Origin of the sequence: Corynebacterium sp. ACRPH, from assembly GCF_022347285.1 — a bacterium.
Lineage (GTDB): Bacteria > Actinomycetota > Actinomycetes > Mycobacteriales > Mycobacteriaceae > Corynebacterium.
On sequence record NZ_JAKRND010000002.1, the window covers coordinates 81,864 to 105,186 of the forward strand.

Sequence of the window (23,323 nt, forward strand, 5' to 3'; positions counted from 1 at the left end):
ACTTTTCCTCTTGAACTGCGCATGCGGTGTTTCACATGCGGTCTTTTACATGTCTACCGACACTTTAGTCGATTAACGTGGCGGTGTTTAACGCACGTGCGATCTACGCCTCGACCTCCCCGCCAGCCCTTCCCCACCCGCGTGGAACAATGGGTGTCGATGAATCCCCCCGCTTCTGAAACTTCCACCGTTGGCTCCCACAGCATCGAGTGCGATCTCGCCGTCATCGGAGCAGGCCCGGCCGGTGCCGCCGCCGCTTTCCACGCCGCCCGCGCTGGCCTGGACGTCGCAATGGTGGACATGGCCGACGTGCCGGGTTCTAAGCCGGGCACTGCGGCAGGTTCTGTGCCGGGCACTGCACCCAGCCCCCTCCCTATCGGCCGCGATAAGACCTGCGGCGATGGCCTCACCCCACGCGCCGTCGCCTCCCTGGAGTCGATGGGCGCGCTCCACCTCCTCGACGGCGCCCCCTACATCCGGGGCCTCAAGCTGCACGGCTTCGGCGGCTCCATCACCGCGCCGTGGCCTTCAGGAAACTTCCCGCAACGCGGCTCGGCCATCCCCCGCACGCGCCTGGATGCCGCCCTCGCCGGAATCGCCATCGCGGCGGGTGCTCGTTTTATTCAAGCGAAGATTAATGACGCCACCCCGGACCCAGTAACCCAACAGCTCAGCGAGGTCGCGGGCACTCGCACCGGTGAGGGCGCGCAAGGTTCATCCGCGCCCGTGAAGATCCGTGCGCGCTTCTTCGTCCTGGCCGAGGGCGTGCGCAGTGGCATCGCCCGCAAGCTGGGCGTGCAGTGGGATAAGGGGCTGGTCCACGGCATCGCGGCCCGTAGTTACATCAACACCCCCTTCGGCGATGAGCCGTGGATTCACTCGCACCTGGAGCGTAACGACGCTTCCGGAACCGCCCAGCCGGGCTACGGGTGGGTGTTCCCCCTGGGCAATCCGGCCGAAGAGGTGGATCGCGGCCCGGCTGAAGGCATCGGCAAAGCGAACCTCGGCTGCGGAGTGCTGGCCACCACCAAGCGCCCCGCCAAGGTAAACACCAAGAAGCTGCTGCGCGACTACGCGCGCCAAGTCAGCGACGAATGGGCCATCGAGGGAGAGCCGGAATCCATCACCTCCGCCCTCCTGCCGATGGGCGGAGCCGTCAGCCGCGTGGCCGGCCCCAACTGGGCCGCCATCGGGGACACCGCCGCCCTGGTCAATCCGCTGAACGGCGAAGGCATCGACTACGCCTTGGAATCCGCCGAGCTGCTGGTCCGGTTGTTGGTTGATCAGTGGGGCGGGCCGGAGAAGTGGGCGTCCAAAATAAAGGGCCACAACGGCGCCGGCATGGAGCCAGAATGGACGAATCAACTGCAGAAACACTACGGCGAGGCGTTCGGGCTGGCGCGGCGGCTGGCGGTGGTGTTGACGATGCCGGGACTGATGAGCGCGCTCGGGCCGCTGGGCATGCGCGGGCCGCTGGCGAACCGCGTGATGGGCGTGGCGACGCGCCTGATGGGGAACCTCGTGAGCCCCGCCGACCGCGACGTGGCGGCCAGGCTGTGGCGGGGTGCAGGAAGGGTTGTGAACCTCGCGCCGATCGACGAGCCCTTCGCCGCGCGGAAGTAGCCGCTGCTACTGGCCGCGCGCGGATGAGTTCCAGTTAGTCGCGGATCGCGCTGTGGAGCGCCACGATTCCGCCGGTGAGGTTCTGCCAGCCGACCTCTCGCCAACCACAGTCGCGGATCTCCGCGGCGAGTTCCTCCTGGTCAGGCCAGGCGCGGATGGATTCGGCAAGGTACTCGTAGGCATCCGCGTTGGAGCTAACTACCTTCGCAACCTTCGGCAGGGCGCGCATCAGGTATTCCTTGTACACCGTCTTGAAGATCGGGATGACGGGGGTGGAGAACTCCGCGACGGCGAGCTTGCCGCCGGGCTTCGTCACGCGCGCCATTTCGCGCAGGCCGGCGCGGAAATCCACAATGTTGCGCAGGCCGTAGTTGATCGTCACCGCGTCGAAGGTCGCGTCGGCGAACGGCAGGTTCGTTCCGTCCGCGCACACCATCGGCACGTTGCGGTGGGAGCCGGCGGCGAGCATGCCGAAGGAGAAGTCGCAGGCGATGCAGGTGGCGCCCGTGCGGGCAAACTCTTCGGTGGATACGCCCGTGCCCGCGGCGAGGTCGAGCACCAGGTCGCCGGGCTTTAGGTCGAGGCGCTTGCGGGTGCGGATGCGCCAATAGCGATCCTGGCCGAAGCTCAACACCGTGTTGGTGAGGTCGTAGTTCTTGCCTACCGCGTCGAACATCGACGCGACTTCATGCGGCTTCTTTTCCAAACTTGCCCGAGACACGACTCACATCTTAGCGCGGGCGCTGCGTTTACTTCGCGACGGGTTCAGTGCCGACCTGCGCGGCGGAGTCGGCCGTGGACTCGGCGCTGACCTGCGGGGCTGGCTTGGCCGAAGTCTCAACGGTGGCCTGCGCGGTGGTCTCCTCAGCTGCGGGGCGGGGCACCTCGCGCACACCCGTGAAGTCGCGCTGCGAACCCTTGCGCGGGGCCGCCTTGCCGCCCTGCGCGATGGCCTGGCGGTAGTAGCCGAGCAGCTGGTCGCACAGGCTGGACCAGCTCTTGTTCTGCACGCCCTCGAAGGCGTTGTCGCGGTAGGTATCCACGTCCCCGGCAAGGATGGTGTCCACCGCCTCGACCAGCTCGGACTCGAAGTTCTCTACGTTCAGAAGGTAGCCGTTGTGGCCGGGCTTGATGAGGTCGATCGGGCCACCGGCAGCCGGGCCGATGGTCGCCACGCGGGAAGCCTGGGCCTCCTGGATCGCCTGGCAGAAGGTCTCGTACTGGCCGGTGTGCACGAAGATGTCCAGGCTGGCGAAGGCATGCGCCAGATCCTCGCCGTACAGCCCGCCGGTGAATACTGCGGTGGGCATCCGGGACTTGAGGTCCTCCATCTCCGGACCGTCGCCGACGATTACCAGCTGCACGTCGTCCCGGCCGTTCAGGGCAGCCATGCGCTCCACGGACTTCTCGGCGGCCAGACGGCCGACGAAGCCGACGATGGTGCGGCGGCCCTCCAGGTCGGCGGCCTCGCCAGCGTTGCCACGCTTCTTCTCGCCTTCCAGCAGCCACTCGCGGCGCAGCTCGTCGGAACGCTTGGAGGGGTGGAAGCGTTCCGTATCCACGCCGCGGCCCCAGTGCGCCACGCCCCGCACCCGGTTTTCTTCCAGCTCGCGCATCGTCACGGAGCTCGGGGCAAGCGTCATGGCGCACATGTTGTGCATGACGCGCACCCAGCGCCACGCCATCTTGGATAGGAGCTTCATCCTGTAGTTGTTGGCGAAGCCCGCCACGTCGGTCTGGAAGATAGCCACGCAAGGCAGCTTCAGTGCCCGCGCTGCCACGGCGCCCGCGCCGCCGAGCACGAAGGGGCTGGCCAGGTGAACCACGTCTGGCTGGAACTTCTTCAGCTCCGTGTACACGCTCGGCATCGGCACGCCGATCGGCAGGGAGTTAATGCCCGGCACGTCCACGGCGGGCACGCGGGCGATGCGGTAGCCCTCGTAGGTCGCAATTTCCTCTTGCCCATTCGTTGCCCCTGGGGCGATCACCAGCGCTTCGTGCCCATTGGCACGCAAGTGCTCCAGCACGCGGAGGACGGAATTGACCACGCCGTTTACGTTAGGCAGAAAGCTCTCGGCAACAATTGCAACTCGCATACCCTTCAGCGTCCCTTTTTCAGTTCACGCCCGCGTTTCGTCTGGGTAAAAACATTTACAAGTCTAGGCAAACAGAAGGTTACTTTCATTACTCAAAGTTTATTTTTCTTCTGCCAGATGCGGATCATCAGCATCAACATGGCGCACACGCCCAGCCCCACGGCCATGGACGACAGCGCCGGCAGGAAAGCCAACGTCCATCCCCTCCCCTGCACCTTCACATTCTCGGGGTCGCTGACCTGGTATTCCACGCGCACGTTCTGCCCTTCCACCAGGCCGGAAGGGTACTTCAGCCCCTCTTCGGGCTGCCGGAAATTACCTTCTGCGTCGCGGAAACGCACGGTAGTCCGCAGCGTCTGCACCGAGACCACCTCCGCCGTCGCTTCGGCTTTGTCTCGCGAGATCGCAAAGTCATCCATCGCAGAGGTCACAATCATCCCGCCGCACACCAGCATTACCAGCCCCGCCAGCGCGATAACGGTTTGCTTGGCACGCCGCAGCCTGCGCGCCGTGCGAATTTGTTTCGGGGTGAGCTCGTCGCTCCTCGCGGGGTCTGTTGTGCTGCTCATCGCTTGCCCGCAATTCTTTTTTCTATTTCTTGACGCCCACGCCTGCTCACCTTCACTTCCAGCACCGTGATCCCGCTTCCGCCGATTTCGGCGTGCTCGTCGATGGCTGTAGCGAGTTCCTCCACGCTGGTAGCCAGCTTGTGTTCCACTCCGAACCCTGCACAGAGCTCCGCGAAGTCCAGGTCCAGTGGCGTGCCGAAGACGCGCTCGAAAGCTTCGGTACCGTCGGCGAAGGTGCGCAAACTCTCGGCTCCGGGCTCGAGGGTTTCGAAGATCCCGCCGCCGCTATCGTTGGTCAGCACGATCAGCAGGTTGTCGGGGCGCGGTTCGAGCGGCCCGATATTCAGCCCGCCGAGGTCGTGGGCGAATGTCAGATCCCCCATCACGGCAATAGTGCGGGGCGCGCGGATCGCAGTCGGGTCAGCGTGGGCGTGCGCCATCGCCGCGCCCACGGCGGTGGAGATGGTCCCGTCGATCCCCGCCGCCCCACGGTTGGCGATCGCCTGCACCCCATCAAAAGGCAGCCCGGCGCAGGAGGCATCCCGCACCGCCGTAGACGCCCCCAGTACCAAGAGGTCCCCGTCGCGCAGGGCGTCCGCAACAACGGCCACAGCATGCACCGCGGTGAACGGGTCGTGCTCGGCCAACCCGTCGCGCACCTGATTTACGCCCATGTCGCTGATGGCGCGGGCGACCTGCAGCCAGCTTTCCGGCTGCTCGCCGCGCGGTCGGACGGTGCTGCCGACCTCATCGACGTTGTCGAAAACGTCGGTGATGTTGCGGGTGTCGCTGAGGGCAATGACGTTGATGTCCTTGTTGGCCAGGAGCTTTGTGACGCCACGGTGGAGGGTTGGCCGGCCGATCACCACGATCTGTTCCGGGGTGGTGACCGCCGAGTGTTCGCCGTCGCTGACGACCTGGGTGCTGAACATGTCTACGGCCGCGCTGTGCACGGGGAAGTCGGGTGCCGGGGCTACGGGTTCCGCGATGGTCGGCACGTCCGCTAGTTCGTCCATGATCGAGCGCGCCCAGGCGACGTCGCTGACGGATCCCGCAATGACGAGCGTGCGGCGCGACAGGTCTACCTCGACCTGGCCATAGGGCAGCTTCCGGGGACCGCGGGCGAGCTGGCCGGGCACGTGAGAGCCTTGTGCGCCCTCGGTCGTTTCCGCATCTTCAGCGCCGTCTTCAGTGGCGGCAATTTCACCGGCCCACAGCGAAAGCTCGTCCAGCGTCGGCGGCACGAGGGGTTCCCGCAGCGGCACGTCCAGGTGGGCTCCGCCGCCGTCGATGGGGTCCGTTGCCGCAGCGATTAGCTTGCGCACCAGGTCGCGGATCTCCGCTGTGGTGTCGGCAGCGGCGCCTTCCAGCGCCAGCTCGCCGGTGTTCAGGGTGCATACGGAATGGGTGCCGAAGATCTCCGCCTGGTCGATGGTCTGGTTCGCCCCCGAGCCCAGCATAGAGAGCGGCCGGTTCGCCGAGAGCACAACCAGCGGCACGCCGGAAAGCGTGGCCTCCACCATGGCCGGCAGGCAGTTAGCCACGGCCGTCCCGGAAGTCATGACGACCGGCACCGGATTGCGCGAAACCTTCGCCAGCCCCAGCGCCAGGAAAGCCGCCGAACGCTCGTCGGTGCGGACATGCAGGCGCACCCGCCCGACCCTTTCCGCTTCCACGAACGCCAGGTTCAGCGGCGAGTTCCGCGAGCCGGGGCACAGCACTGCCTCCCGCACACCGCTGCGAATCAGCTGGTCAACCAGCACCAAACCCGCACGTACTGCAACGGGGCTGGGCAGCGCAGCAGAGTGTGTGCCAGAGCCTTGAGTCGGATCCTGGGAAGAGCTATCAGCGTTAGTCACAGTTCCACAATCTACCTTCCGCCCTCCAGGTAGCTATAAGCCGCACGCAGGCGGTCCAGCCACCAATCACGCCTCTCGCCGGTAAGGCGGAACTCCGCCAGTCGGTCGGCATCGGGGGTTACAGCGCCGGTGTGCATGCGGCCATCGACGATTCGGCGCTCTGCGAGGTCGTGTTCAAAAAGCGTGCCGGTGGCCAGCCCGGCGGCGTTGGGTTCGGCGACCATGCCGTCGTCATCGATGTGCACCAAGCTGGCGGCGGCCTGCAGGCCGGCACCCAGGCCAACCGCAGTATCCAGGGCCGAACTCACCGTGATGGACACGCCGCGTTGCGCGACCTCGCTGGCCACCCGGCGGAGCTGATCCACGCCCCCGAGTGGCGGCACCTTGAGCACGGCCACGTCACACGCCCCTGCGTCGGTAACCTCCTTGACCGCTGTGATCGGATCCGCGCTCTTACGAATGGCCTCGTCGGCCGCAACCCGCACAAACAATCCCCGCCGCATGAGGCTCTGGCGCACCTCCGCCAGTTCGGCGACGGTGCGGCAGGGCTGCTCTACGTAATCCAGCGGGCCATCGGCGGCGAGGGTTTCCACAACCTCCAGGGCTTGCCGGACGGTCCAGCCGCCGTTGGCATCCATGCGGATCTTCGGGGCACGAATCCCCTGGTCCGCATACCACTGCCGAACTGCGCGGACGCGCTGAACGTCCTGGCGCATGCTGGCGGCCGGATCGTTGGCCAGGGCGTTCTTCTCCGCGACCTTGACCTTCACGGTGGTGCAGCCGGGATAACGCTCCATGAGCTCGCCGATGATCCCCGGCTGGGCGTCTACGTCCACTGCCGGGATGGTCGCGTTGACGGCAACCCATTCGTCGGCGGGGGCTGAACGGCTAGTTCCATAGCCGTACTGGATCGCCGAACGCAGCCACAGGGAAGCCTCGGCCGGCTCGTATTCCGGGAAGGGGGCGAACTCGGCCCACTGGGACGGGGCGTCAATAAGAAGGGCCTCGCGTACAGTCACGCCACGGAAGGACACCCGCATCGGCAGGGCAACCACGTCGGCGCGCTCGAGTAACTCGGCGAGCGACGGCAGCGGGAAGGACGGGTTAGAAGACGGGGCGGAACTGTTCATGCTTCCTACCTTGCCAAAAGCGGCCGGCCGATAGAATGGCGGGCATGACTGATTCCAGCAACAACCCCTTCAACCCCGAGCTGTGGCGCCCGGTCGATGTGCCGGGCGTAGACAACTTCACGGACATCACCTACCACCGTCACGTCGGCGAGGGCCGCGCCAACGGCATCGTGCGCATCGCCTTCGACCGCCCAGAGGTCCGCAATGCCTTCCGCCCGCACACCGTCGATGAGCTGTACCGGGCACTGGACCACGCGCGCCGCACCCCGGACGTGGGCACCATCCTGTTGACCGGCAACGGGCCTTCCCCGAAGGACGGCGGCTGGGCGTTTTGCTCCGGCGGCGACCAGCGCATCCGTGGCCGTTCCGGTTATCAGTACGCAACCAGCCACGATTCGGACGTCGCCGCCGCTGGCGCAGAAGGGGTGGACGAGGCCCGCGCGAAGGTTGAGGGCGGCCGCCTGCACATCCTGGAGGTGCAGCGCCTGATCCGCACGATGCCGAAGGTTGTAATCTGCCTAGTCAACGGCTGGGCCGCTGGCGGCGGGCACAGCCTGCACGTGGTGTGCGACCTAACCCTGGCCTCCCGCGAGCACGCGAAGTTCAAGCAGACGGACGCCGACGTCGGCTCCTTCGACGCAGGCTACGGCTCCGCATACCTCGCCAAGCAGGTGGGCCAGAAGTTTGCCCGCGAGATCTTCTTTCTCGGCGAGGCCATCGACGCTGAAACGATGCACCAGATGGGTGCCGTCAACCGTGTGGTGGATCACGCGGACCTGGAGGACACCGCCATCGAATGGGGTCGCAAGATCAACACCAAGTCCCCCACAGCACAGCGCATGCTGAAGTTCGCCTTCAACCTGACCGACGACGGATTAATGGGCCAGCAGGTCTTCGCAGGTGAGGCTACGCGCCTGGCCTACATGACCGACGAGGCAGTAGAAGGCAAGGATGCCTTCTTAGAGAAGCGCGAGCCGAACTGGGACGACTTCCCGTACTACTACTAGGCCCGCTGACCAGGCCCACTCTGGCCTCTATCTGTAGCAGATTGACCTGCCACAAGCCCGGCCATGCCACCGCTAAGTTGGTAGCGTTAGCGACATGAATATTTTTAAAGATATTTGCATCACGATTTCCCGCATCCTCGTGGGCATCGTGTTGATCGCCCACGGTTGGCAAAAGTACGATTCCTGGACCATCGACGGCACGGCACAATCCTTCGAGTCCATGAGCGTGCCGTGGCCGAACGCTTCCGCGCAGATCGCCACCTACTTCGAGCTCGCCGCGGGCGTGCTGCTGATCCTCGGCCTGCTGGTTCGAGTTGTCGGCCCGCTGCTGTTTATCCAGATGAGCTTCGCCTTCGGCTTCGCGCACTGGGGCAAGGGTGTCTTCGTTGCCGACGGCGGCTGGGAGCTCGTCGGGGTTCTGGGTGCTGCGGGCCTCGCCCTGGCTGCGTCCGGCTCGGGTCGCTTTAGCTTGGACTATCTCTTTATGACGCCCGTACGTGCCCGCAAGGAACGCAAGGAGCATAAGGAGACAGCGGCGAAGGAGGCCAACGGTAGCTATGCTCCCGCAGCCGCGCCTGCCGGAGCGGCTGGAGCCCCGAACGCAGCTCCGAATACTGGGCAGAGCCCGTACGGCAGCTATGGGTCCGCCAACCAGGGCTCTAACTTCCAGGGCTCCAATTACCAGGGCTCGCCCGCGCAGGCCCCCAACAACCAGAGTTCCAACTTCTGGGGCAACAACCAGGGCAATAAGTCCCAGAACAGTAAACCCTGGAACAATCGAGGAAACGACGGCTACGCTGGCTACACCATCGGTGGCACGGACAACGCTGGCAGTGCTGGCGCCGCTGGCGTTGCCGGTGGCGCTGGTGCGGCGGGCATGACGAACGGCAGCGACGCTGATGCCCCTACCACCCAGTGGAACAGCGACCAGAGCGGTGGCCCCTCCAACAACAGCTTTGGCGGCTTCCCCAGCTCCGGCTCGGACAGCGGCTCCAGCGGTGGAGACGGTGGCGGCGGAGATGGCGGCGGTGGCGACTAAAAGCCACAGGCCACCCGCGCTCTGCATCTGAGTATTTGAGCCGCTTAGCAGCACCACTACCCCGCAGGAGGGCAGAAACCCTCCCCTGCGGGGTTTTGTTTTTGAGTTCTCTAAACCCAAATAAGGTGGGTAGAAAAAATGCTTGACTTTTCCAACAATTGTTGATTACCCTATGTTTTAATATTGCAAATCCACGGATTTTGAGGAAGGAGAGAGCGCACCATGTTCAACCCATTTAGTCAGATCCGAGCCAAGCTCTGGGCCACCGACACCACCGAGGGACCCGATCCGGCAGCCCTCGATGCGACCGATGTCGCCGATGCGCTCCCCCTCCCCGAGGAGTACCGCATCTACCTCGAAGCCAACCGTGACCTCCCTACCCCCTTCTTGAACGCTTTGGATACCCGCAGCCCCTCTTACCTCGACATCATCGCCTACCTCATCGACACCGGAAAGACTCCCGCCACCCGCCAGGATGTGCAGGCCAGCTTCCTCGCCGTCCACAAGCGCCTCCCCGGCCCGGCGGAGCTGGAGTCCACCGTGAAGCGAGTCCAGGAGTTCGGCCTAGAAGCCAGCTAGCCTCGTCCCCCTCGATACCCAACCAGGATGACCGGGGCGGGCTGTTCAAGCCGACTTGTACATTGGTCAGCATGACCGGAAACTCTTCCCTCGTCCCCCTGCAGCCGACCGTCATCAGCGCGGCCTCGCCCGAGCTTTTCGCTGCCTCCCTAGAGGCTCTTAAGCGGCTGCTCGCGGGAGAAATCTCCATTCTCCCCCTCCCCGCAGATTGGGAACAAACTTGCCCTGAACTGCCAAAACAAATGCGCGCGGGGAGTTCTCTAGACGACGACGTGGTGGCGCCCGGCACACTCATCGCCTGCACCTCTGGTTCCACAGGCATACCGAAGGGTGCGGTGCTCGGGTCGCAGCAGCTCACCACTAGCGCGGACGCCACCGCCTCCTTTATTGAGCGCCATTATCAAGCACAGCCGGGGGCGTGGCTGCTCACACTTCCGGCCCATCACATCGCTGGACTGCAGGTGATGCTCCGCAGCCTGCGAGCGGGCTACACTCCCCTGGCCGCCGCGCACCTGCAAGCCCAACACCGACAAGCTCAGCGCCCGCACGCCGACGCGCGCTTCACCGCAGCGGGCTTCATCGCAGACACAGAAGCATTGGCGGAAACCTACCCGGGCGTGGACCTCTACACCTCCCTCGTACCCGCACAGCTGGAAAGAATCGCTGAAGACCCCGCCGCCGTTAAGGCACTGAAACGCTACGCCTGCGTGCTGGTGGGTGGCGCGGCAGCGCGTGAGGGCGTCATAGAAACGATGGCCGAGGAAGGAACACAGATCGCGCTGACCTACGGCTCCAGCGAGACGGCGGGCGGGATGGTGTACAACGGCCAACCCCTGCCGGGCGCGCGGGTGCGGATCGACGGCGCGGACGAGCGCGGCGCCGGACGCGTGCGGATCAGCGGGCCGATGGTGGCGGACGGGTACCGCAACGTGGATTCAGGGGAGGCGTTTCCGGTAGCGGGTGAGTTCGTGACTTCCGACATCGGGGTGTTGGACGGCGGCGTTCTAGCAGGCGGCGGCGAAGAGTCGGGCGGCACGCTGCGGATTCTTGGGCGCGCCGACGGGGCCATCAACACCGGCGGCTACAAGGTGCTCCCAGAAGAGGTGGAAAAGGCCATCTGCCAGCAGATTCCAGGAGCCGAGGCTGCGTTTGCGGCAGGCGTGGAGGATCCCAAGTACGCGGAGTTCGGCGAGTCAATCGGGGCGCTGGTGGTACTGCGAGAGGCTGGCAACGGCGCGGCCGAGCACCCCCGCGAAGTGACCGACCTGGTGCGCGAGGCAATGCGCGGGCAGGCGGGGCCAGGTCTGGTTCCCAGGCGTGCCTGGGCTATCCGCGAGATGCCGACCACTGGGCCGGGCAAGACCGACCGGCAGCAAGCCGCCGCGATGCTGGACGAGCTCTACGGGCAGCCGCACTCGTAAACGCCCCGGCACCTACACACCCCAGCACCTACGAGCTTGGGTCCCGGCACCCAAGGACTAAACTGAAGAGGTTTGCGGCACCCCATACTCGCGGGCGCTGCTCCCCAGTGCGAGCCCCAAGAAAGGCGGACCATGACTTCCACCCCCAGGCAGTATCCCGGCGCAACCCCGGCCCAGTGGCTGGAGGGAGCACGCCCTCACACCTGGGCGAACGCCGTTGCCCCGGTGTTGGCTGGCACCGCGGCGGCCACCCTGGCGGGCGAGGCAAACCCCCTGCGGGCCGTACTGGCCGGCGTTGTCGCCCTAGCGATGATCGTCGGCGTGAACTACGCCAACGACTACTCCGATGGCATCAAGGGGACGGACGACGACCGCTCCGGCCCACTGCGCCTAACCGGCAGTGGCCTCGTGGAGCCGAAGAGGGTCAAGTACGCGGCATTTGCCTCCTTCGGCGTAGGAGTGGTCGCCGGCATCGCGTTGAGCCTGCTGAGCGCCTGGTGGCTGGTTCTCGTCGGCGCGGCTTGCATCGCCGGCGCATGGTTCTACACCGGCGGCAAGAACCCCTACGGCTACCGAGGGCTGGGTGAGGTCGCGGTGTTCGTGTTCTTCGGCCTGGTCGCAGTACTGGGAACAGAATTCACCCAGACCGGCAGCGTAAGCTGGCGCGGCCTGCTGCTGGCCATCGCCGTCGGCAGCCTCTCCAGCGCCGTGAACCTAGCCAACAACTTGCGGGACATTCCTACTGACGCCGCCACCGGCAAGATCACCCTGGCCGTTCGCCTGGGGGACGCAAACACCCGCCGCCTGTGGGTGGGGCTGGTTTCCCTAGCCGTGATCGTCACCATCGGCATCAGCATCGGCCACTGGTGGGGGCTTATCGCCCTGCTGGCAGTCCCTCTATTCGTAGTAGCAGCCCGCCCGGTGACCGGCGGCGCACAGGGCCGGGCGCTGATCCCCGTGCTGGGCATGCTCGGCCGCGGAATGCTGCTGTGGTCGGTCCTGGAGTTTGCCGCCGCCCTGCTGGCCTAGCCTGAGCAGTCTCGCTGGCCTAAACAGAGCCGGCTTGCCTAAACAGAGCTAGCTTTGGGCTACGCGGGAGCCGGGCCGAAGTCCACCCCGCGGAAGCGGACATTGTCCGCGATCTGCTGGGCCAGGCCATCCCGCCATGCCATGGGAACAGCGGAGCCCAACTTGAAGGTCACCCCGATCGCATCGACCTCGTAGATTCCTCGCGGCAGGCTCGGCACTGCTGCCACCCCCTGCACCGATTGGATGCGATACACATCCAACGCAGACTGCGTCGGTACGCCAGAACTACCGGGGCTACCAGGATTACCGGGGCTACCAGGGCGGAGCACCACCTCAAGCGCAAACTCCTCATCCAGAACCCCGGCACTGCGCGTCCACTTATCGGCAAGCTCGGGGCCCAGCCCCACCGACTCTGGCCCCACGCTTCGATAGCGAGTGCGGATCACGTTCACCCGCACAATGTCGCTCCACGGGATTCGTATAGCTGCATCCCCTACCCCCGAATCGTCCACGACAAGCGCCGGGTTGATCGTCGTACTGGAAGTAGCCCGCGCGTTGGCCTGTCGCTGGCTGGTGTACCAGCCAAACATCGCAAGCCCCACCAGCGCGAGGGCTACCAGCGGAATCAGAGTCTTCTCGACCACCATCATGGCCACGCACCCCGCAGCGAGAGCAACGAAGAGCAGGCCAATAGCCAGCCCGCCGAGCTGCTTGCCACGTTGGGTTCGCGGGTTCACCCACACCACAACGTCCTGGGGTCTGCCATACATGGCAGTCAGTTTAATCGCCTTAGTCGTCCAGGCGCTCGCGCAATTGGTTACGCAGCTCCTGCTTGTGGGCCTGCCTATCGGCATCCCACGCCGCCACCTGTCGGGTCACTCGCAACCGCAGGCCCTTGAACATGAACATCGACAGCGGCAGAGCCAGGATCAGCGCCAACGTCATGCTGATCAGCAGTGGGAAGTAGTTCGCCATTCCCAGCAACACCACGACCATGTGGATGATGAACGTCAGCACTAGGAACAAAGCCAGGCGTAAGAAGCCGTACAGTGCAATGTCGCGTACAGCCTTGCCCTTGTCGACCGACGGGCTCTGGTCCTCCGTCGTGTCCTTTGCCTTTACATCATCATTAGTCACGACCCCAACACTACGTTCACCCCCTGGATAACCGGTAATCACCGGCTGGAAGTGAACGCGGGTGAATCCTCTATGCTGGAAGCCATGGGTCGCCTCGTTTTGCTCATCTTGATCATCGTCACCATCGTGCTGCTGTGGAAGGCATTCGGTCCACAGACCTGGGGAAATGGGGCGCCGTTGAGGCGTAGGGGCGTCAATAATAAACAAGAAGGGCTAAGCCACAAGGGGCCGGACGACGACCCGGACTTTCTGTGGAACATCGAAAAAGAGCGTTTCAAGAAGCGGCGCGCGCAGGAGGCCAAGGACGCGGAAGAGGCCGAGCGGAAGCGCCGCCAGGAGCTCCGCGAACAGCAGCAACGCGAGGCACGCGGCGACAAGCGCAGCGAGAACACCCGCGACGAGCAGAGGCCGAATGGCCCGGAAAACACGGACGGTCCGGACGCTCCGAAAGACGGGGATTAACTAAAGCAGCTCCATGCGCGGCGAACGGCCCGTGCGGTAGTGGTCGATCAGCAGGAAGATGTTGTCCCAGTCCTTGTAGACCTCCGCGCGGCGCAGCACACCAGTATCCTCGGCGCTCTCGGAGGTGCGGCCACCATCGGGCGCGCGGTACAGCGGCCCCGGCATCGGCTGCGGCACACCCGGCACAACGGGGGCTTGGCGGCGCTGCTCGTGCTGGATGATTGCCTGTTCGTAAACCATCTTCGGTAGTTCCGGGGCGATGCCCGCGAAGTGCGCATAGTCCAAGGCGGGGTCGCCGACGGTCATGTCGGAAAAGTCGATCACGCCCACTCCGCCTTCGGCATTCCACAGCATGTGATCCTCGTGCAGCTCCCCGTGGGTCAGGGCGCGCTGCTGCTCCGGCCGGGAGATCAACTCGTCCACCTGCGCAAACACGCGCTCCACGAAGTCCGCCTCTGCAGCGCTCAGGTGCGGGGCCAGAATCGTATCCGCGCGGGACTTCATCAGTTCCAGCTTGCCCGGCAGGGTGCGTGGCGCGTGGTTCAACTCACTGGTCGCCTCGCCGTCGGTCCACCAGGAATCCACGCGGCTCATCGGCAGCACATCCGGGTCGAAGGCGTGCATCGTGGCCAGCAGGCTGCCCAGCTGCTCGGCCACCCACGCGCGCTGGCTGGTGGACAGCGTCTGCCAGAGCTCAGCGGTCAGCGGTTCGCCCAGCAGCTCGGTCTGCATGGTCAGCATCACGGGCTCGGCGGTGTTGAAGGTCCCTCGCGCGTAGGCCTGCCGCACCGTCCCCGGCACCCGCACTTTGGTGCGGCGGAACAGCTGCGCGATCAGTGAGGATTCCAGCATCGCCTGTTCCCGGTATTCCTTCTCGAAAGGCACGCGCACCACTACGGACTCAGGCAGCATGTCGTTGAGTTCATACTCCTTTGAGCGCAGCCCGTCCAGGATCAATACTGCGTGGTCAATGCCCTGCTTCGGCACTCGCTGGCCCGTCCATTCCAGGTCACGCCAGGTGCGCGCCACCATCTCCGGGATGGTCTCGATCGAAATAGCCACTTGTCTACCGCTCTTTCCCACGCTTCAGCAGCGCGCTGAGGTACTGCCCGTAGGCGCTCTTGCCCAACTTTGACGCAGATGCCTGCAGCTCCGCATCGTCAATGTAGCCCAGGCGCCACGCGACTTCCTCCGGGCAGCTGATCTTCAGGCCCTGCCGCTGCTCGACGGCGCGGACGAAGTCGCCGGCGGCGGCCAGGTCGTCCACCGTTCCCGTGTCCAGCCAGGCGGTACCGCGCGGCAGCACCTCCACGTGCAGGCGCCCCTCCGCCAGGTAGCGGCGGTTGATGTCCGTGATCTCCAGCTCTCCACGCTCGCTGGGCTCCAGGGATTTGGCGATCTTCACCACGTCATTGGAGTAGAAGTACAGTCCGGGAACTGCATAGTTGGACTTCGGCTCCGCGGGCTTTTCCGCCAAGCTCAGGGCCGTGCCCTCGCGGTCGAACTCCACCACTCCGTATGCCTCGGGTTCGGCCACCCAGTAGGCAAAGATCGCCCCTCCGTCTGGGTTGTGGAAGCGCCGCAGCTGGGTGCCCAGGCCGGTGCCGTAGAAGATGTTGTCACCCAGCACCAGAGCCACCGCGTCGTCGCCGATGAAGTCCTCGCCCACAATGAAGGCCTCCGCCAGGCCATTCGGCTGGTCCTGCACCGCGTAGCTGATCTGCACGCCGAACTGCGAGCCGTCGCCCAGCAGCCCGCGGAACTGTTGCGCGTCCGCACCCGTGGTGATCACCAGGATGTCGCGGATGCCCGCCAGCATCAGAGTTGTCAGCGGGTAGTAGATCATCGGCTTGTCGTACACGGGCACCAGTTGCTTGGAAATGCCCTGCGTAATCGGCCACAGCCGCGAGCCGGTTCCCCCGGCCAGAATGATGCCCTTCATCAGTCGGCCTGCTCCCACTCGTCGGCGGCCTGCAGCGCCTCGGCCCAGTCGGCGCGCAGCTGAGCCTCCCATGCCCGCACCTCGCGGTATTCGGGCAGGCGGTCGCGCACCTCGCTCAAGCTCGGCGCCGAATCGTCCTTGGTGGATAGTACGGCTTGTTCCTTAGTGACGCCCCAAGCTACAGCCAGTTCCGCATCAAACGGGTCGATACCATATTCCCTCTGCGGGTTGTATGCCTCGGTGACCAGGTAGTTCACGGTCGTCTGGTCGGTGTGTGCGCGGAACCCGTGGCCCACACCCAGGGGCACGTAGACGCTGAAGTTATTCTCCGCAGACAGCTCCACGGTGATGTGCTGGCCAAATGTCGGCGAGCCCACTCGAACATCCACCAGCACGTCCGTGATGGCACCGGAAAGGCAGCTGACGAACTTCGCCTGCCCCGGCGGCACATCCGCCAAGTGAATGCCCCGGACCACGTTGTGGGAGGAACGTGAAAGATTCCCCTGGGCCACCTCGAAGGGGTAGCCCAGCTTCTCGCCGAAAGCCTCCGCCTTGAAGCTTTCGTGGAAACTGCCGCGCTCGTCGCCATGCACCTTCGGCACATAAGCCCAGGCGCCAGGGATGGGAAGATCCACAATGCTGCCCGGTGCAGCGGTTGCCAGTAGCTCGTCGGTGCGCGGGGTGGTTTCACTCATGGTTTCTACTTTAGCGGCGCAGCCGGACAGCCAACGGAAAGGTTAGGCGGCGGGCTTAGAAGTAGCAGGCCATGGGCCCATCGGGGCCGTCGACGACGGTCACGGGGGTGTCAAAGATGTCGGTTAGGATCTCGTCGATCATGAGCTCCTCCGGGGTGCCGAAACGCACGATCTGCCCGTCCTTGACGGCGCAGATGTTGTCCGAATATTTCGCCGCGAAGTTGATGTCGTGCAGCACCACAATGATGGTGCGGCCGAACTCCGAGGCCGCCCGGCGCAGATGCTTCATCATCTGCACCGCGTGGGCGATGTCCAGGTTGTTCAGCGGCTCGTCCAGCAGCACATAGTCGGTCTCCTGGCACAGCACCATCGCCACATAAGCGCGCTGCCGCTGCCCGCCGGAGAGCTGATCCAGGTAGCGGTTCTCCAGCTCGCGGAGGTTGAAGAAGTCGATATAGGTGGAGATGATCTCCTCGTCCTTCCGCGTCAGCCTTCCCTTCGAGTATGGGAAGCGGCCGAACCCCACCAGCTGGCGAACCGTCAGGCGGGTGACGAAGTGGTTCTCTTGCCGCAGGATCGACAGCACCTTCGCCAGGTCCTTGGATTTTGTGGTGCTCACGTCAAAGCCGGCGACCTCGATGGTGCCTTCATCCAGATCCAGCAGCCTGCCCATCATGGTGAGCAGAGTGGACTTGCCCGCGCCGTTGGGGCCGACCAGGGAGGTCACTCCCCCGGCGGGGATTTCCAGGTTCGCCGGACCGATGCTGGCTCCGGAGCCGGAGGCGTCACTATATTTCTTAGTGACTTCGGACAGCTTGATCACAGTCGCCCCTTTCTGAGAATGACGTAGAGGAACACCGTACCGCCTACCAGCTCAATGATGATCGAGACTACGCCCTGCGCGTAGAAGATGTGATTCATCACGAAGTACGCGCCCGCCAGCACGCAGAAGGCCGTGGCAATGGCCATCGGGAAGACATAGCGGTGATCGGAGGTGCCCGCGAACTGATAGGCCAGCGTGGCCACCAAGAATCCCAGGAAGGCCATCGGGCCGACCAGCGCGGTGGAGACGGCCATGAGGACCGCGACCAGGATGAGCACCACGATCGCCTTGCCCCGGTGATTAATGCCCAGGTTCGTCGTCGCATCCGGCCCCAAGGCCAACACGTTGAGAGTACGGGACATCAACAGCAGCGCGCCCGCGGCCACGGCAACCAGCGCGATAGAGATCGGAAAGTACTCTGGCTCCGCGTTATTCACCGACCCGAACAGGCGGGCGGTCAGCAGGTCGAAATCGCTGGGCGTCAATAGGCGCTGCATAAAGGTAGACACCGACCCCAAACCTGCCCCGATAACAATGCCGACCAGCAACATCGCGTGCATATTCGCGTTCTTGCCGGTGAGCAGCCAGGAATACAGCAGCAGCGCGAAGCCCACCATGAGCACCAGCTGGATGATGTAGGTGGTCATGGTGCGGGCCTCCACCAGACCGCTGCCACCCAGAAAGAACACGGTGGAGGTGTGGATGGCCACGTACAGCGACTCGAACCCCATGATCGACGGGGTGATGATGCGGTTATTCGTCACCGTCTGGAACGCCACCGTGGCCACGGCCTGGGCAACCGCGACGATAGCGATGGCGATCACCGCGTTCATGCGGCGCTCCGCCAGCAGCCAGAAACCGCGCGTGCCGAAGGGCATCGGGTTGCCATAGGCCAGCAGCCCCACCGCGGAAGCCGCACCCAGGACGACGATGATGCCCAGGACCAGCCAGTACTTCGCCGCCATCGACTGCGTGGGGAACGCGCCTGAGGAGCGGCCGGGCGTGCCCGAGAGCAAACGCTGCGGCACCAGCCGCTCGAGGGTTTGGTTCGTCATTAGCGGTTCCTCACAATCAGCACAACAAAGACCACAGCGCCGACGATGCCCAGCACCACGGAAACGGGGATCTCGAAAGGCGAGATCAGTGTGCGGGCCAGTAGGTCACAGGCGGCGACGGTGGCGATGCCCACCAGGCACACCCACGGCAGGTTACTGCGCAGGTCGTCACCGCGGATCATCGAGACGATGTTCGGCACGATCAGCCCCAGGAAGGGCAGGTTACCGACCACGACTGTCACCACGCCCACGGCAATGGCGACCATCACGGTACCCACCAGCACGATTCGCCGATAGTTCATGCCCACGCTCGTTGCGAAGTCCTCGCCCAGGCCAGCCAGGGTTAGCCGGTCAGCCAGCAGGAACACGCCCACCACGACCAGCAGCACCACCCACAGCACTTCGTATTGGCCCTTATAGACGGAGGTGAAGCTACCGGCAAACCACACACCCAGCTGCTGCAGCATGTCGGTCTGCAGGGCGACGAAGGTGGAGACCGCGGAGACAACCGCACCCAACATGATGCCCACAATCGGCACGATCAGCGAGGAGCGCAGCGATACCCGCTGTAGGAAGAAGAAAAACACCATCGCACCGACGAAAGAAAACACGACGGCGCCGATCATCCGCCCCATCACAGTCGCCCCGGGGAAGACGACCATCACGAAGAGCAGCCCCAGGCCCGCCCACTCGGTGGTGCCGGTGGTGGTCGGTGAGACGAAGCGGTTCTGCGTGAGCATCTGCATCACCAGCCCGCACATAGCCATCGCCGCGCCCGCCAACACCAATGCGATGGTGCGCGGGACGCGGGTGATGGAGAACATGTCGATGCCATCTTGCGCGTTGAAAACGTCGTATTCGCCGATCAACAGGCTGGCGACGAGAAGCGCCCCCACAATCGCTGCGGCGACGAGGAACTTCCAGTCGAAGAGCTTTCCCCGGGTACGCGCAACCCGAGGTTCGTTGCGAACCTCGGGTGACGTAGTGCTCTGAGCAGTCATTCCAGCTGGTCAATTCACTTTCTATGGTGGTGCGCGCTGCCGCACGGCGGCAATGCGTGTTGCTGCACGGAGGTGTGCGGCGTTAGCGCCTTACTTCCCTTCGAAGGCGTCTGCCATGGAGTTCAGGATCTCGGTGTAGGTCGTGATCGACTCATTGACGTAGGTATCCTGAGGTGCCACGATCACGTGATCCTCCTTCAGCGCCGGCACGCCCTTCAGAGCATCGGAGCGCTTGATCACGTCTGCTGCCGGGGAGTAATCCGGCTTGTCCGCGTTGATGGCACCGTCGCGGTCCATCACCAGCATCCAGTCTGGCTTCGCATCTGCGATGGCCTCGACGGAGATGTCATCGCCCTCGTGGTTGCTGGAGGCGTTGTCGACCTTCAGCGCCGGTTCCATGCCCAGCCAGTCGAACACGGGACCCCATACGCGACCGACGTGCGGCGCAACGTAGCCAATTTCGCCGCCGGAGACGTTGACGGCCATGACCTTCTTGTCGCCGTCCAGCTTGTCATAGGCCTCCTTCGCGCGGTCCTTCGCGTTGTTGAAGTCCTCCACCATCTTGTCGGCTTCGTCCTTCTTGTCGAAGATTTCGCCCAGGGTGGTGATCTGGCGGATCAGTTCCTCGTCCATCGGCTTATCTTCGCGGGGCTCCAGCTCCACGACGGCTGCATCCGGGACCAGTTCCTTGATCTCCTCGTCGCGGTCCTTGAACCGCTGGCCGCTGATCACCAGGTCCGGCTGGGCTGCCACCAGAGCCTCGAAGTCGGGCTCCTTGTGGTTTCCGAGGTCCTTGATTTCCTCGTTTTCCTTGTAATCGGTGACGCTCGCCGGGACCAGCTTCTTCGGCGCTGCGGAAAGTTCCACTCCCCACTCATTGAGGATCTCGAAGCTGCGGTTATCCAGTGCGACCACGGACTTCGGGTTCTTCGGCACCTGCAGTTCGCCGTCGTTATCCTCGATCGTGATCGTGCTTTCGCTGGACTGGTTGCTCGAGGCACCCTCGTCAGCGGAGCCACAGGCGGCCAGGGACATTCCCGCTGCCAAGAGTGCGGCCAGCAGCTTGATGCGATTCTTTGCCATTTTTCCCTTACAAAATTCAAACTAACTGAACATACGGTTAGCCGAACCTTACATAGGGTCCACTAAGTTAGTCAAGCCTTGCTTAAAAGGGTGGGCACCCCCGCGCGGGTGACGCTACACGGGATCGATCTCTTGTTCGGTGGCACTGTATTTCTTTTCGGACGCCGCCCTAGACTCAACCCACCACTTCTCATTGCGGCGGTACCATTCCACCGTCTCGGCAAGCCCGGAAGCGAAGTCTGTGAAGCGCGGCCGCCACCCTAGTTCGGCCATGCTGCTGGGATCAATCGCATAGCGGCGATCATGGCCGGGGCGGTCGGTGACGTGCACAAAGTCATCCGCCGGACGGCCGAAGAGCCCCAGCAGATCGCGCACGACCTGTAGGTTGGAGCGCTCCCCCTCCGCGCCGATGAGGTAGGTCTCCCCCAGCTTGCCGGAATCCAGGATCGTCCAAACCGCATCGTTGTGGTCATCCACGTGAATCCAGTCGCGGACGTTCTCCCCCGTGCCGTATAGGCGGGGACGGTGCCCCTCAATCAGGCCGGTAATCTGCCGGGGGATGAACTTCTCCGGGTGCTGGCGCGGGCCGTAGTTGTTCGAGCAGTTGGAGATAGTGGCCTTCAACCCCCGCGAACGCACAAATGCGCGGACGAAGTGATCCGCCGCCGCCTTGGATGCAGAGTAGGGCGAAGAGGGGTTGTACGGGGTATCCACCGTGAAGCGGTTCGGATCGTCCAGGGCGAGGTCACCGAAGACCTCATCGGTGGATATGTGGTGCAGGCGCACCCCGAGGTCAGCGGCCGCCTGGGCGACGTTCAGGGTGCCCTCCACGTTGCTGCGGGCGAAGATCGCGGGCGTGGCCAGAGAGTTATCGTTGTGGCTTTCCGCCGCGAAGTGCACGATCGCCACCCGGTCGGCGGCAGACTGCTGGGACTCGGCAGCACCTTTGTTCCCCGCATCCTCTACGGCTTCGGTAAGCGTAATCGCTCGCTCGAGAGCCTCCCGGAACGCCGAGGCATCCGCCACGTCGCCTTCGATGAACTCCACCCGTCCCGGATAGGCAACCTCCAGCGGGGTGCCGCCGTCAGTGCGCAAATTCAGTGGGTTCGCGGCGTACGTGAGGGCGTCAAAAATAAGAACCTTGACGTCCGGCCGGGTCTCCAGCGTGCGATGAACGAAGTTCGCGCCGATAAAGCCAGCCCCGCCGGTGACAAGGACGGTGGAAAAACTGCTCACATTACTCCCCTGTTAGCAGGATCAGCGTAGCTATTGCCGGAGCATCGCCGAGGCTACGCAGAGCGTGTAGCTGGTGGGCAGGTACATGGATTGCGGTACCTGGGGTTAGCTCCACGACCTCAGGCGTACCTTCAGCTTCAGCACCGGGCCAGACAGTGAATTCGATGCGCCCCTGCTGCCCCATCACCAGAATCGGCTTCGGCGCCTTGTGATCTGCAAACACATCTCCCGACTGGAAGGCGAGGCGCACCACGCGGGCACCATCGACATTGGCTTCAACCTTGACCTGTGGAACAGCACGACCACCTTCGACGTCCTTCGGGGCAGTGAGGTCCGAAATGAAGGTGTGCTGAGCGGCATTGTGCTCGGTCACGGGAAGATCCTTCCTCAGTTAGGGCAAGACAAAGAATCTAACGCCAGGCTAGTTCAGGCCGGCGTAGGAGTGCAGGCCAGAAACCACCATGTTGATGAAGAAGAGGTTGAAGACCATCGTGGCGAAGGCGAAGACGTTGATCCACGCGGACTTCGGGCCACGCCAGCCCGGGGTGGCGCGGGCGTGCAGGTAGGCGGCGTAAAGGATCCAGGTGATGAAGGAGACGGTCTCCTTCGGATCCCAACCCCAGAAGCGACCCCAAGCGGCATCCGCCCAGATGGCGCCGAAGATGATGCCCAGGCCGAAGATCGGTAGTGCCCAGACGGCGGTGCGGTAGGCCAGCGCATCCAGCTTGGTGGCGTCCGGCAGCGGAGCGGCGAGGCTGCCCAGCGGGCCCTTCTCCTTACCCTTGGGGTACTTGTGGCGCAGCAGGTACATCAGGGAAGCCATGCCGGAGATCAAGCCAATGCCGGCACCAATAGAGACCACGGATACGTGGATGACGAACCAGTAAGACTGCAGCGCCGGCACAACCGGGGCGGTCTCCGCGTATAGCTTAGTTCCCGCGTAGAACAGCAGGCCAACGACCGGGGTCAGGATCCACGGCCACATGACGCGCATCGCCTTGCGGCGGATCATGAGCGCGGCGACGACCATGGCGAACAGGGTGACCACGCCGACGTATTCGAAGAGGTTGCCCCACGGGAAACGGTTGGCGGCCAGGCCACGCAGGATCACGAACACCGCGTGGATTGCGATGGCCAGCCAGACCAGGGACTGGGTGATGCCACCGAGCTTGTTGGCGCGATCCAGGGTCTTGGAGATACTCTCGGAACGCAGACGCTCCGGCAGCTGCGCCTCGAAGGAGGCGAAGTCGGGCTCAACGTCGTCGCCCGTGACCTCACCGGCATCGGCGACATCCGAGTCGGCCGCATCGCCCGCAGCGCCTGCGCCGACGGTCACCTTGGCGGTGGAGTTAGCGCGTGCGGAGTGCTCCGCCTGCAGCTTCTCCAGCTCCTCGGCGCGCTGACGGCGGCGGTCCGCCCCTACGCGGACCATCCCGTAGAACACCAGGGAGATGGCAAGCGCCAGCAGGTACAGGGACTCTGCGGAGCGGAAGGCCAAGTCGGAGAATTCGGATAGCTGCGGATCGATCTGCATCGA

At 64.3% G+C, this 23,323-nt stretch carries 24 protein-coding genes; 7 read left to right on the plus strand and 17 right to left on the minus strand.

The annotated features are described in order from the left end of the window. Nucleotides 1-159 precede the first annotated feature (159 nt). Nucleotides 160-1,623 (plus strand): FAD-dependent oxidoreductase, encoded by a 1,464-nt coding sequence (locus tag MHX66_RS01390; protein WP_239198784.1) that lies wholly within the window; start codon nt 160-162, stop codon nt 1,621-1,623. 34 nt (nt 1,624-1,657) lie between these two features. Here MHX66_RS01390 and MHX66_RS01395 read toward each other — a convergent pair whose 3' ends face one another. From MHX66_RS01395 to MHX66_RS01415, 5 genes are all read right to left on the minus strand, one after another. Then, the gene (locus MHX66_RS01395) at nt 1,658-2,344 is read right to left on the minus strand and encodes a demethylmenaquinone methyltransferase (RefSeq protein WP_070488079.1); all 687 of its coding nucleotides are present in this window, start codon (nt 2,342-2,344) and stop codon (nt 1,658-1,660) included. A 28-nt stretch (nt 2,345-2,372) separates the two neighbouring features. Beyond that, nucleotides 2,373-3,719 carry a glycosyltransferase family 1 protein gene (locus MHX66_RS01400; protein WP_239198787.1) on the minus strand — a complete coding sequence of 449 codons (1,347 nt, stop codon included), beginning with the start codon at nt 3,717-3,719 and terminating at the stop codon, nt 2,373-2,375. 92 nt (nt 3,720-3,811) lie between these two features. Then, the gene (locus MHX66_RS01405) at nt 3,812-4,288 is read right to left on the minus strand and encodes a DUF3592 domain-containing protein (RefSeq protein WP_239198790.1); all 477 of its coding nucleotides are present in this window, start codon (nt 4,286-4,288) and stop codon (nt 3,812-3,814) included. Next, nucleotides 4,285-6,147, minus strand: a complete 1,863-nt coding sequence (gene menD, locus MHX66_RS01410) for a 2-succinyl-5-enolpyruvyl-6-hydroxy-3-cyclohexene-1-carboxylic-acid synthase (protein ID WP_239198793.1) — start codon at nt 6,145-6,147, stop codon at nt 4,285-4,287. Before menD ends, MHX66_RS01405 begins: the two co-directional genes overlap by 4 nt. A gap of 11 nt (nt 6,148-6,158) precedes the next feature. Next, nucleotides 6,159-7,277, minus strand: a complete 1,119-nt coding sequence (locus MHX66_RS01415) for an o-succinylbenzoate synthase (RefSeq protein WP_239198796.1) — start codon at nt 7,275-7,277, stop codon at nt 6,159-6,161. 44 nt (nt 7,278-7,321) lie between these two features. On the opposite strand from MHX66_RS01415, the gene MHX66_RS01420 reads away from it, so the two are divergent. The 5 genes from MHX66_RS01420 to MHX66_RS01440 all read left to right on the plus strand — a co-directional run bounded on the left by MHX66_RS01420 (nt 7,322) and on the right by MHX66_RS01440 (nt 12,352). Further along, a complete protein-coding gene (locus MHX66_RS01420) occupies nt 7,322-8,284 on the plus strand; it encodes a 1,4-dihydroxy-2-naphthoyl-CoA synthase (RefSeq protein WP_239198799.1) in 963 nt (320 codons plus the stop codon). A gap of 94 nt (nt 8,285-8,378) precedes the next feature. Further along, a complete protein-coding gene (locus MHX66_RS01425; RefSeq protein ID WP_239198802.1) occupies nt 8,379-9,323 on the plus strand; it encodes a DoxX family protein in 945 nt (314 codons plus the stop codon). A gap of 222 nt (nt 9,324-9,545) precedes the next feature. After that, on the plus strand, nt 9,546-9,902 hold the full coding sequence (locus MHX66_RS01430; protein WP_239198805.1) for a hypothetical protein: 357 nt from the start codon (nt 9,546-9,548) through the stop codon (nt 9,900-9,902). Between the two features lie 71 nt (nt 9,903-9,973). Further along, nucleotides 9,974-11,323, plus strand: a complete 1,350-nt coding sequence (locus MHX66_RS01435; RefSeq protein ID WP_239198808.1) for an AMP-binding protein — start codon at nt 9,974-9,976, stop codon at nt 11,321-11,323. 132 nt (nt 11,324-11,455) lie between these two features. Continuing rightward, nucleotides 11,456-12,352 (plus strand): 1,4-dihydroxy-2-naphthoate polyprenyltransferase, encoded by an 897-nt coding sequence (locus MHX66_RS01440; RefSeq protein WP_239198811.1) that lies wholly within the window; start codon nt 11,456-11,458, stop codon nt 12,350-12,352. Nucleotides 12,353-12,411: 59 nt separating this feature from the next. Here the strand turns inward: MHX66_RS01440 and MHX66_RS01445 are convergent, their stop codons facing one another. Together MHX66_RS01445 and MHX66_RS01450 are read right to left on the minus strand one after the other, a co-directional pair. Further along, complete coding sequence (locus tag MHX66_RS01445; RefSeq protein WP_239198814.1) at nt 12,412-13,122, minus strand: hypothetical protein; 711 nt, start codon at nt 13,120-13,122, stop codon at nt 12,412-12,414. Nucleotides 13,123-13,141: 19 nt separating this feature from the next. Beyond that, nucleotides 13,142-13,489, minus strand: a complete 348-nt coding sequence (locus MHX66_RS01450; protein WP_239198817.1) for a DUF4229 domain-containing protein — start codon at nt 13,487-13,489, stop codon at nt 13,142-13,144. 84 nt (nt 13,490-13,573) lie between these two features. Between MHX66_RS01450 and MHX66_RS01455 the strand changes: the two genes are divergently transcribed. After that, nucleotides 13,574-13,951 (plus strand): hypothetical protein, encoded by a 378-nt coding sequence (locus tag MHX66_RS01455; protein WP_239198820.1) that lies wholly within the window; start codon nt 13,574-13,576, stop codon nt 13,949-13,951. On the opposite strand, the gene MHX66_RS01460 is transcribed toward MHX66_RS01455, so the two are convergent. The 10 genes from MHX66_RS01460 to ccsB form a co-directional block, all read right to left on the minus strand. Continuing rightward, entirely contained in the window at nt 13,952-15,013 is a 1,062-nt protein-coding gene (locus MHX66_RS01460; protein ID WP_239198823.1) for an aminoglycoside phosphotransferase family protein, read from the minus strand. It lies immediately after the preceding gene. Between the two features lie 4 nt (nt 15,014-15,017). Further along, nucleotides 15,018-15,893, minus strand: coding sequence for a glucose-1-phosphate thymidylyltransferase RfbA (rfbA, locus tag MHX66_RS01465; protein ID WP_239198826.1), 876 nt, complete (start codon nt 15,891-15,893; stop codon nt 15,018-15,020). Beyond that, complete coding sequence (locus MHX66_RS01470; RefSeq protein ID WP_239198829.1) at nt 15,893-16,588, minus strand: dTDP-4-dehydrorhamnose 3,5-epimerase family protein; 696 nt, start codon at nt 16,586-16,588, stop codon at nt 15,893-15,895. Before MHX66_RS01470 ends, rfbA begins: the two co-directional genes overlap by 1 nt. 55 nt (nt 16,589-16,643) lie before the next feature. Beyond that, nucleotides 16,644-17,411, minus strand: a complete 768-nt coding sequence (locus tag MHX66_RS01475) for an ABC transporter ATP-binding protein (protein ID WP_370646246.1) — start codon at nt 17,409-17,411, stop codon at nt 16,644-16,646. Further along, nucleotides 17,408-18,466, minus strand: coding sequence for an iron chelate uptake ABC transporter family permease subunit (locus MHX66_RS01480; RefSeq protein ID WP_239198832.1), 1,059 nt, complete (start codon nt 18,464-18,466; stop codon nt 17,408-17,410). Before MHX66_RS01480 ends, MHX66_RS01475 begins: the two co-directional genes overlap by 4 nt. After that, nucleotides 18,466-19,467, minus strand: a complete 1,002-nt coding sequence (locus tag MHX66_RS01485) for an ABC transporter permease (protein ID WP_239198835.1) — start codon at nt 19,465-19,467, stop codon at nt 18,466-18,468. Before MHX66_RS01485 ends, MHX66_RS01480 begins: the two co-directional genes overlap by 1 nt. 90 nt (nt 19,468-19,557) lie before the next feature. Continuing rightward, nucleotides 19,558-20,550 (minus strand): siderophore ABC transporter substrate-binding protein, encoded by a 993-nt coding sequence (locus tag MHX66_RS01490; RefSeq protein ID WP_239198838.1) that lies wholly within the window; start codon nt 20,548-20,550, stop codon nt 19,558-19,560. A 114-nt stretch (nt 20,551-20,664) separates the two neighbouring features. After that, nucleotides 20,665-21,786 (minus strand): dTDP-glucose 4,6-dehydratase, encoded by a 1,122-nt coding sequence (gene rfbB / locus MHX66_RS01495; RefSeq protein ID WP_239198841.1) that lies wholly within the window; start codon nt 21,784-21,786, stop codon nt 20,665-20,667. A 1-nt stretch (nt 21,787) separates the two neighbouring features. After that, entirely contained in the window at nt 21,788-22,159 is a 372-nt protein-coding gene (locus MHX66_RS01500) for a hypothetical protein (protein ID WP_239198844.1), read from the minus strand. 48 nt (nt 22,160-22,207) lie between these two features. After that, nucleotides 22,208-23,320 carry a c-type cytochrome biogenesis protein CcsB gene (gene ccsB / locus MHX66_RS01505; RefSeq protein WP_239198847.1) on the minus strand — a complete coding sequence of 371 codons (1,113 nt, stop codon included), beginning with the start codon at nt 23,318-23,320 and terminating at the stop codon, nt 22,208-22,210. Between the last annotated feature and the right edge of the window lie 3 nt (nt 23,321-23,323).

What these genes read in the sequence shown, in the direction of transcription:
- MHX66_RS01455 (WP_239198820.1), top strand. Translation starts at nt 13,574, where the DNA reads ATGGGTCGCCTCGTTTTGCTCATCTTGATCATCGTCACCATCGTGCTG.
- rfbA (WP_239198826.1), bottom strand. Translation starts at nt 15,893, where the DNA reads ATGAAGGGCATCATTCTGGCCGGGGGAACCGGCTCGCGGCTGTGGCCG.
- MHX66_RS01435 (WP_239198808.1), top strand. Translation starts at nt 9,974, where the DNA reads ATGACCGGAAACTCTTCCCTCGTCCCCCTGCAGCCGACCGTCATCAGC.
- MHX66_RS01485 (WP_239198835.1), bottom strand. Translation starts at nt 19,467, where the DNA reads ATGACTGCTCAGAGCACTACGTCACCCGAGGTTCGCAACGAACCTCGG.
- MHX66_RS01440 (WP_239198811.1), top strand. Translation starts at nt 11,456, where the DNA reads ATGACTTCCACCCCCAGGCAGTATCCCGGCGCAACCCCGGCCCAGTGG.
- MHX66_RS01420 (WP_239198799.1), top strand. Translation starts at nt 7,322, where the DNA reads ATGACTGATTCCAGCAACAACCCCTTCAACCCCGAGCTGTGGCGCCCG.
- MHX66_RS01470 (WP_239198829.1), bottom strand. Translation starts at nt 16,588, where the DNA reads ATGAGTGAAACCACCCCGCGCACCGACGAGCTACTGGCAACCGCTGCA.
- MHX66_RS01445 (WP_239198814.1), bottom strand. Translation starts at nt 13,122, where the DNA reads ATGTATGGCAGACCCCAGGACGTTGTGGTGTGGGTGAACCCGCGAACC.
- MHX66_RS01405 (WP_239198790.1), bottom strand. Translation starts at nt 4,288, where the DNA reads ATGAGCAGCACAACAGACCCCGCGAGGAGCGACGAGCTCACCCCGAAA.
- MHX66_RS01430 (WP_239198805.1), top strand. Translation starts at nt 9,546, where the DNA reads ATGTTCAACCCATTTAGTCAGATCCGAGCCAAGCTCTGGGCCACCGAC.
- MHX66_RS01390 (WP_239198784.1), top strand. Translation starts at nt 160, where the DNA reads ATGAATCCCCCCGCTTCTGAAACTTCCACCGTTGGCTCCCACAGCATC.
- MHX66_RS01400 (WP_239198787.1), bottom strand. Translation starts at nt 3,719, where the DNA reads ATGCGAGTTGCAATTGTTGCCGAGAGCTTTCTGCCTAACGTAAACGGC.
- ccsB (WP_239198847.1), bottom strand. Translation starts at nt 23,320, where the DNA reads ATGCAGATCGATCCGCAGCTATCCGAATTCTCCGACTTGGCCTTCCGC.
- MHX66_RS01415 (WP_239198796.1), bottom strand. Translation starts at nt 7,277, where the DNA reads ATGAACAGTTCCGCCCCGTCTTCTAACCCGTCCTTCCCGCTGCCGTCG.
- MHX66_RS01425 (WP_239198802.1), top strand. Translation starts at nt 8,379, where the DNA reads ATGAATATTTTTAAAGATATTTGCATCACGATTTCCCGCATCCTCGTG.
- MHX66_RS01490 (WP_239198838.1), bottom strand. Translation starts at nt 20,550, where the DNA reads ATGGCAAAGAATCGCATCAAGCTGCTGGCCGCACTCTTGGCAGCGGGA.
- MHX66_RS01480 (WP_239198832.1), bottom strand. Translation starts at nt 18,466, where the DNA reads ATGACGAACCAAACCCTCGAGCGGCTGGTGCCGCAGCGTTTGCTCTCG.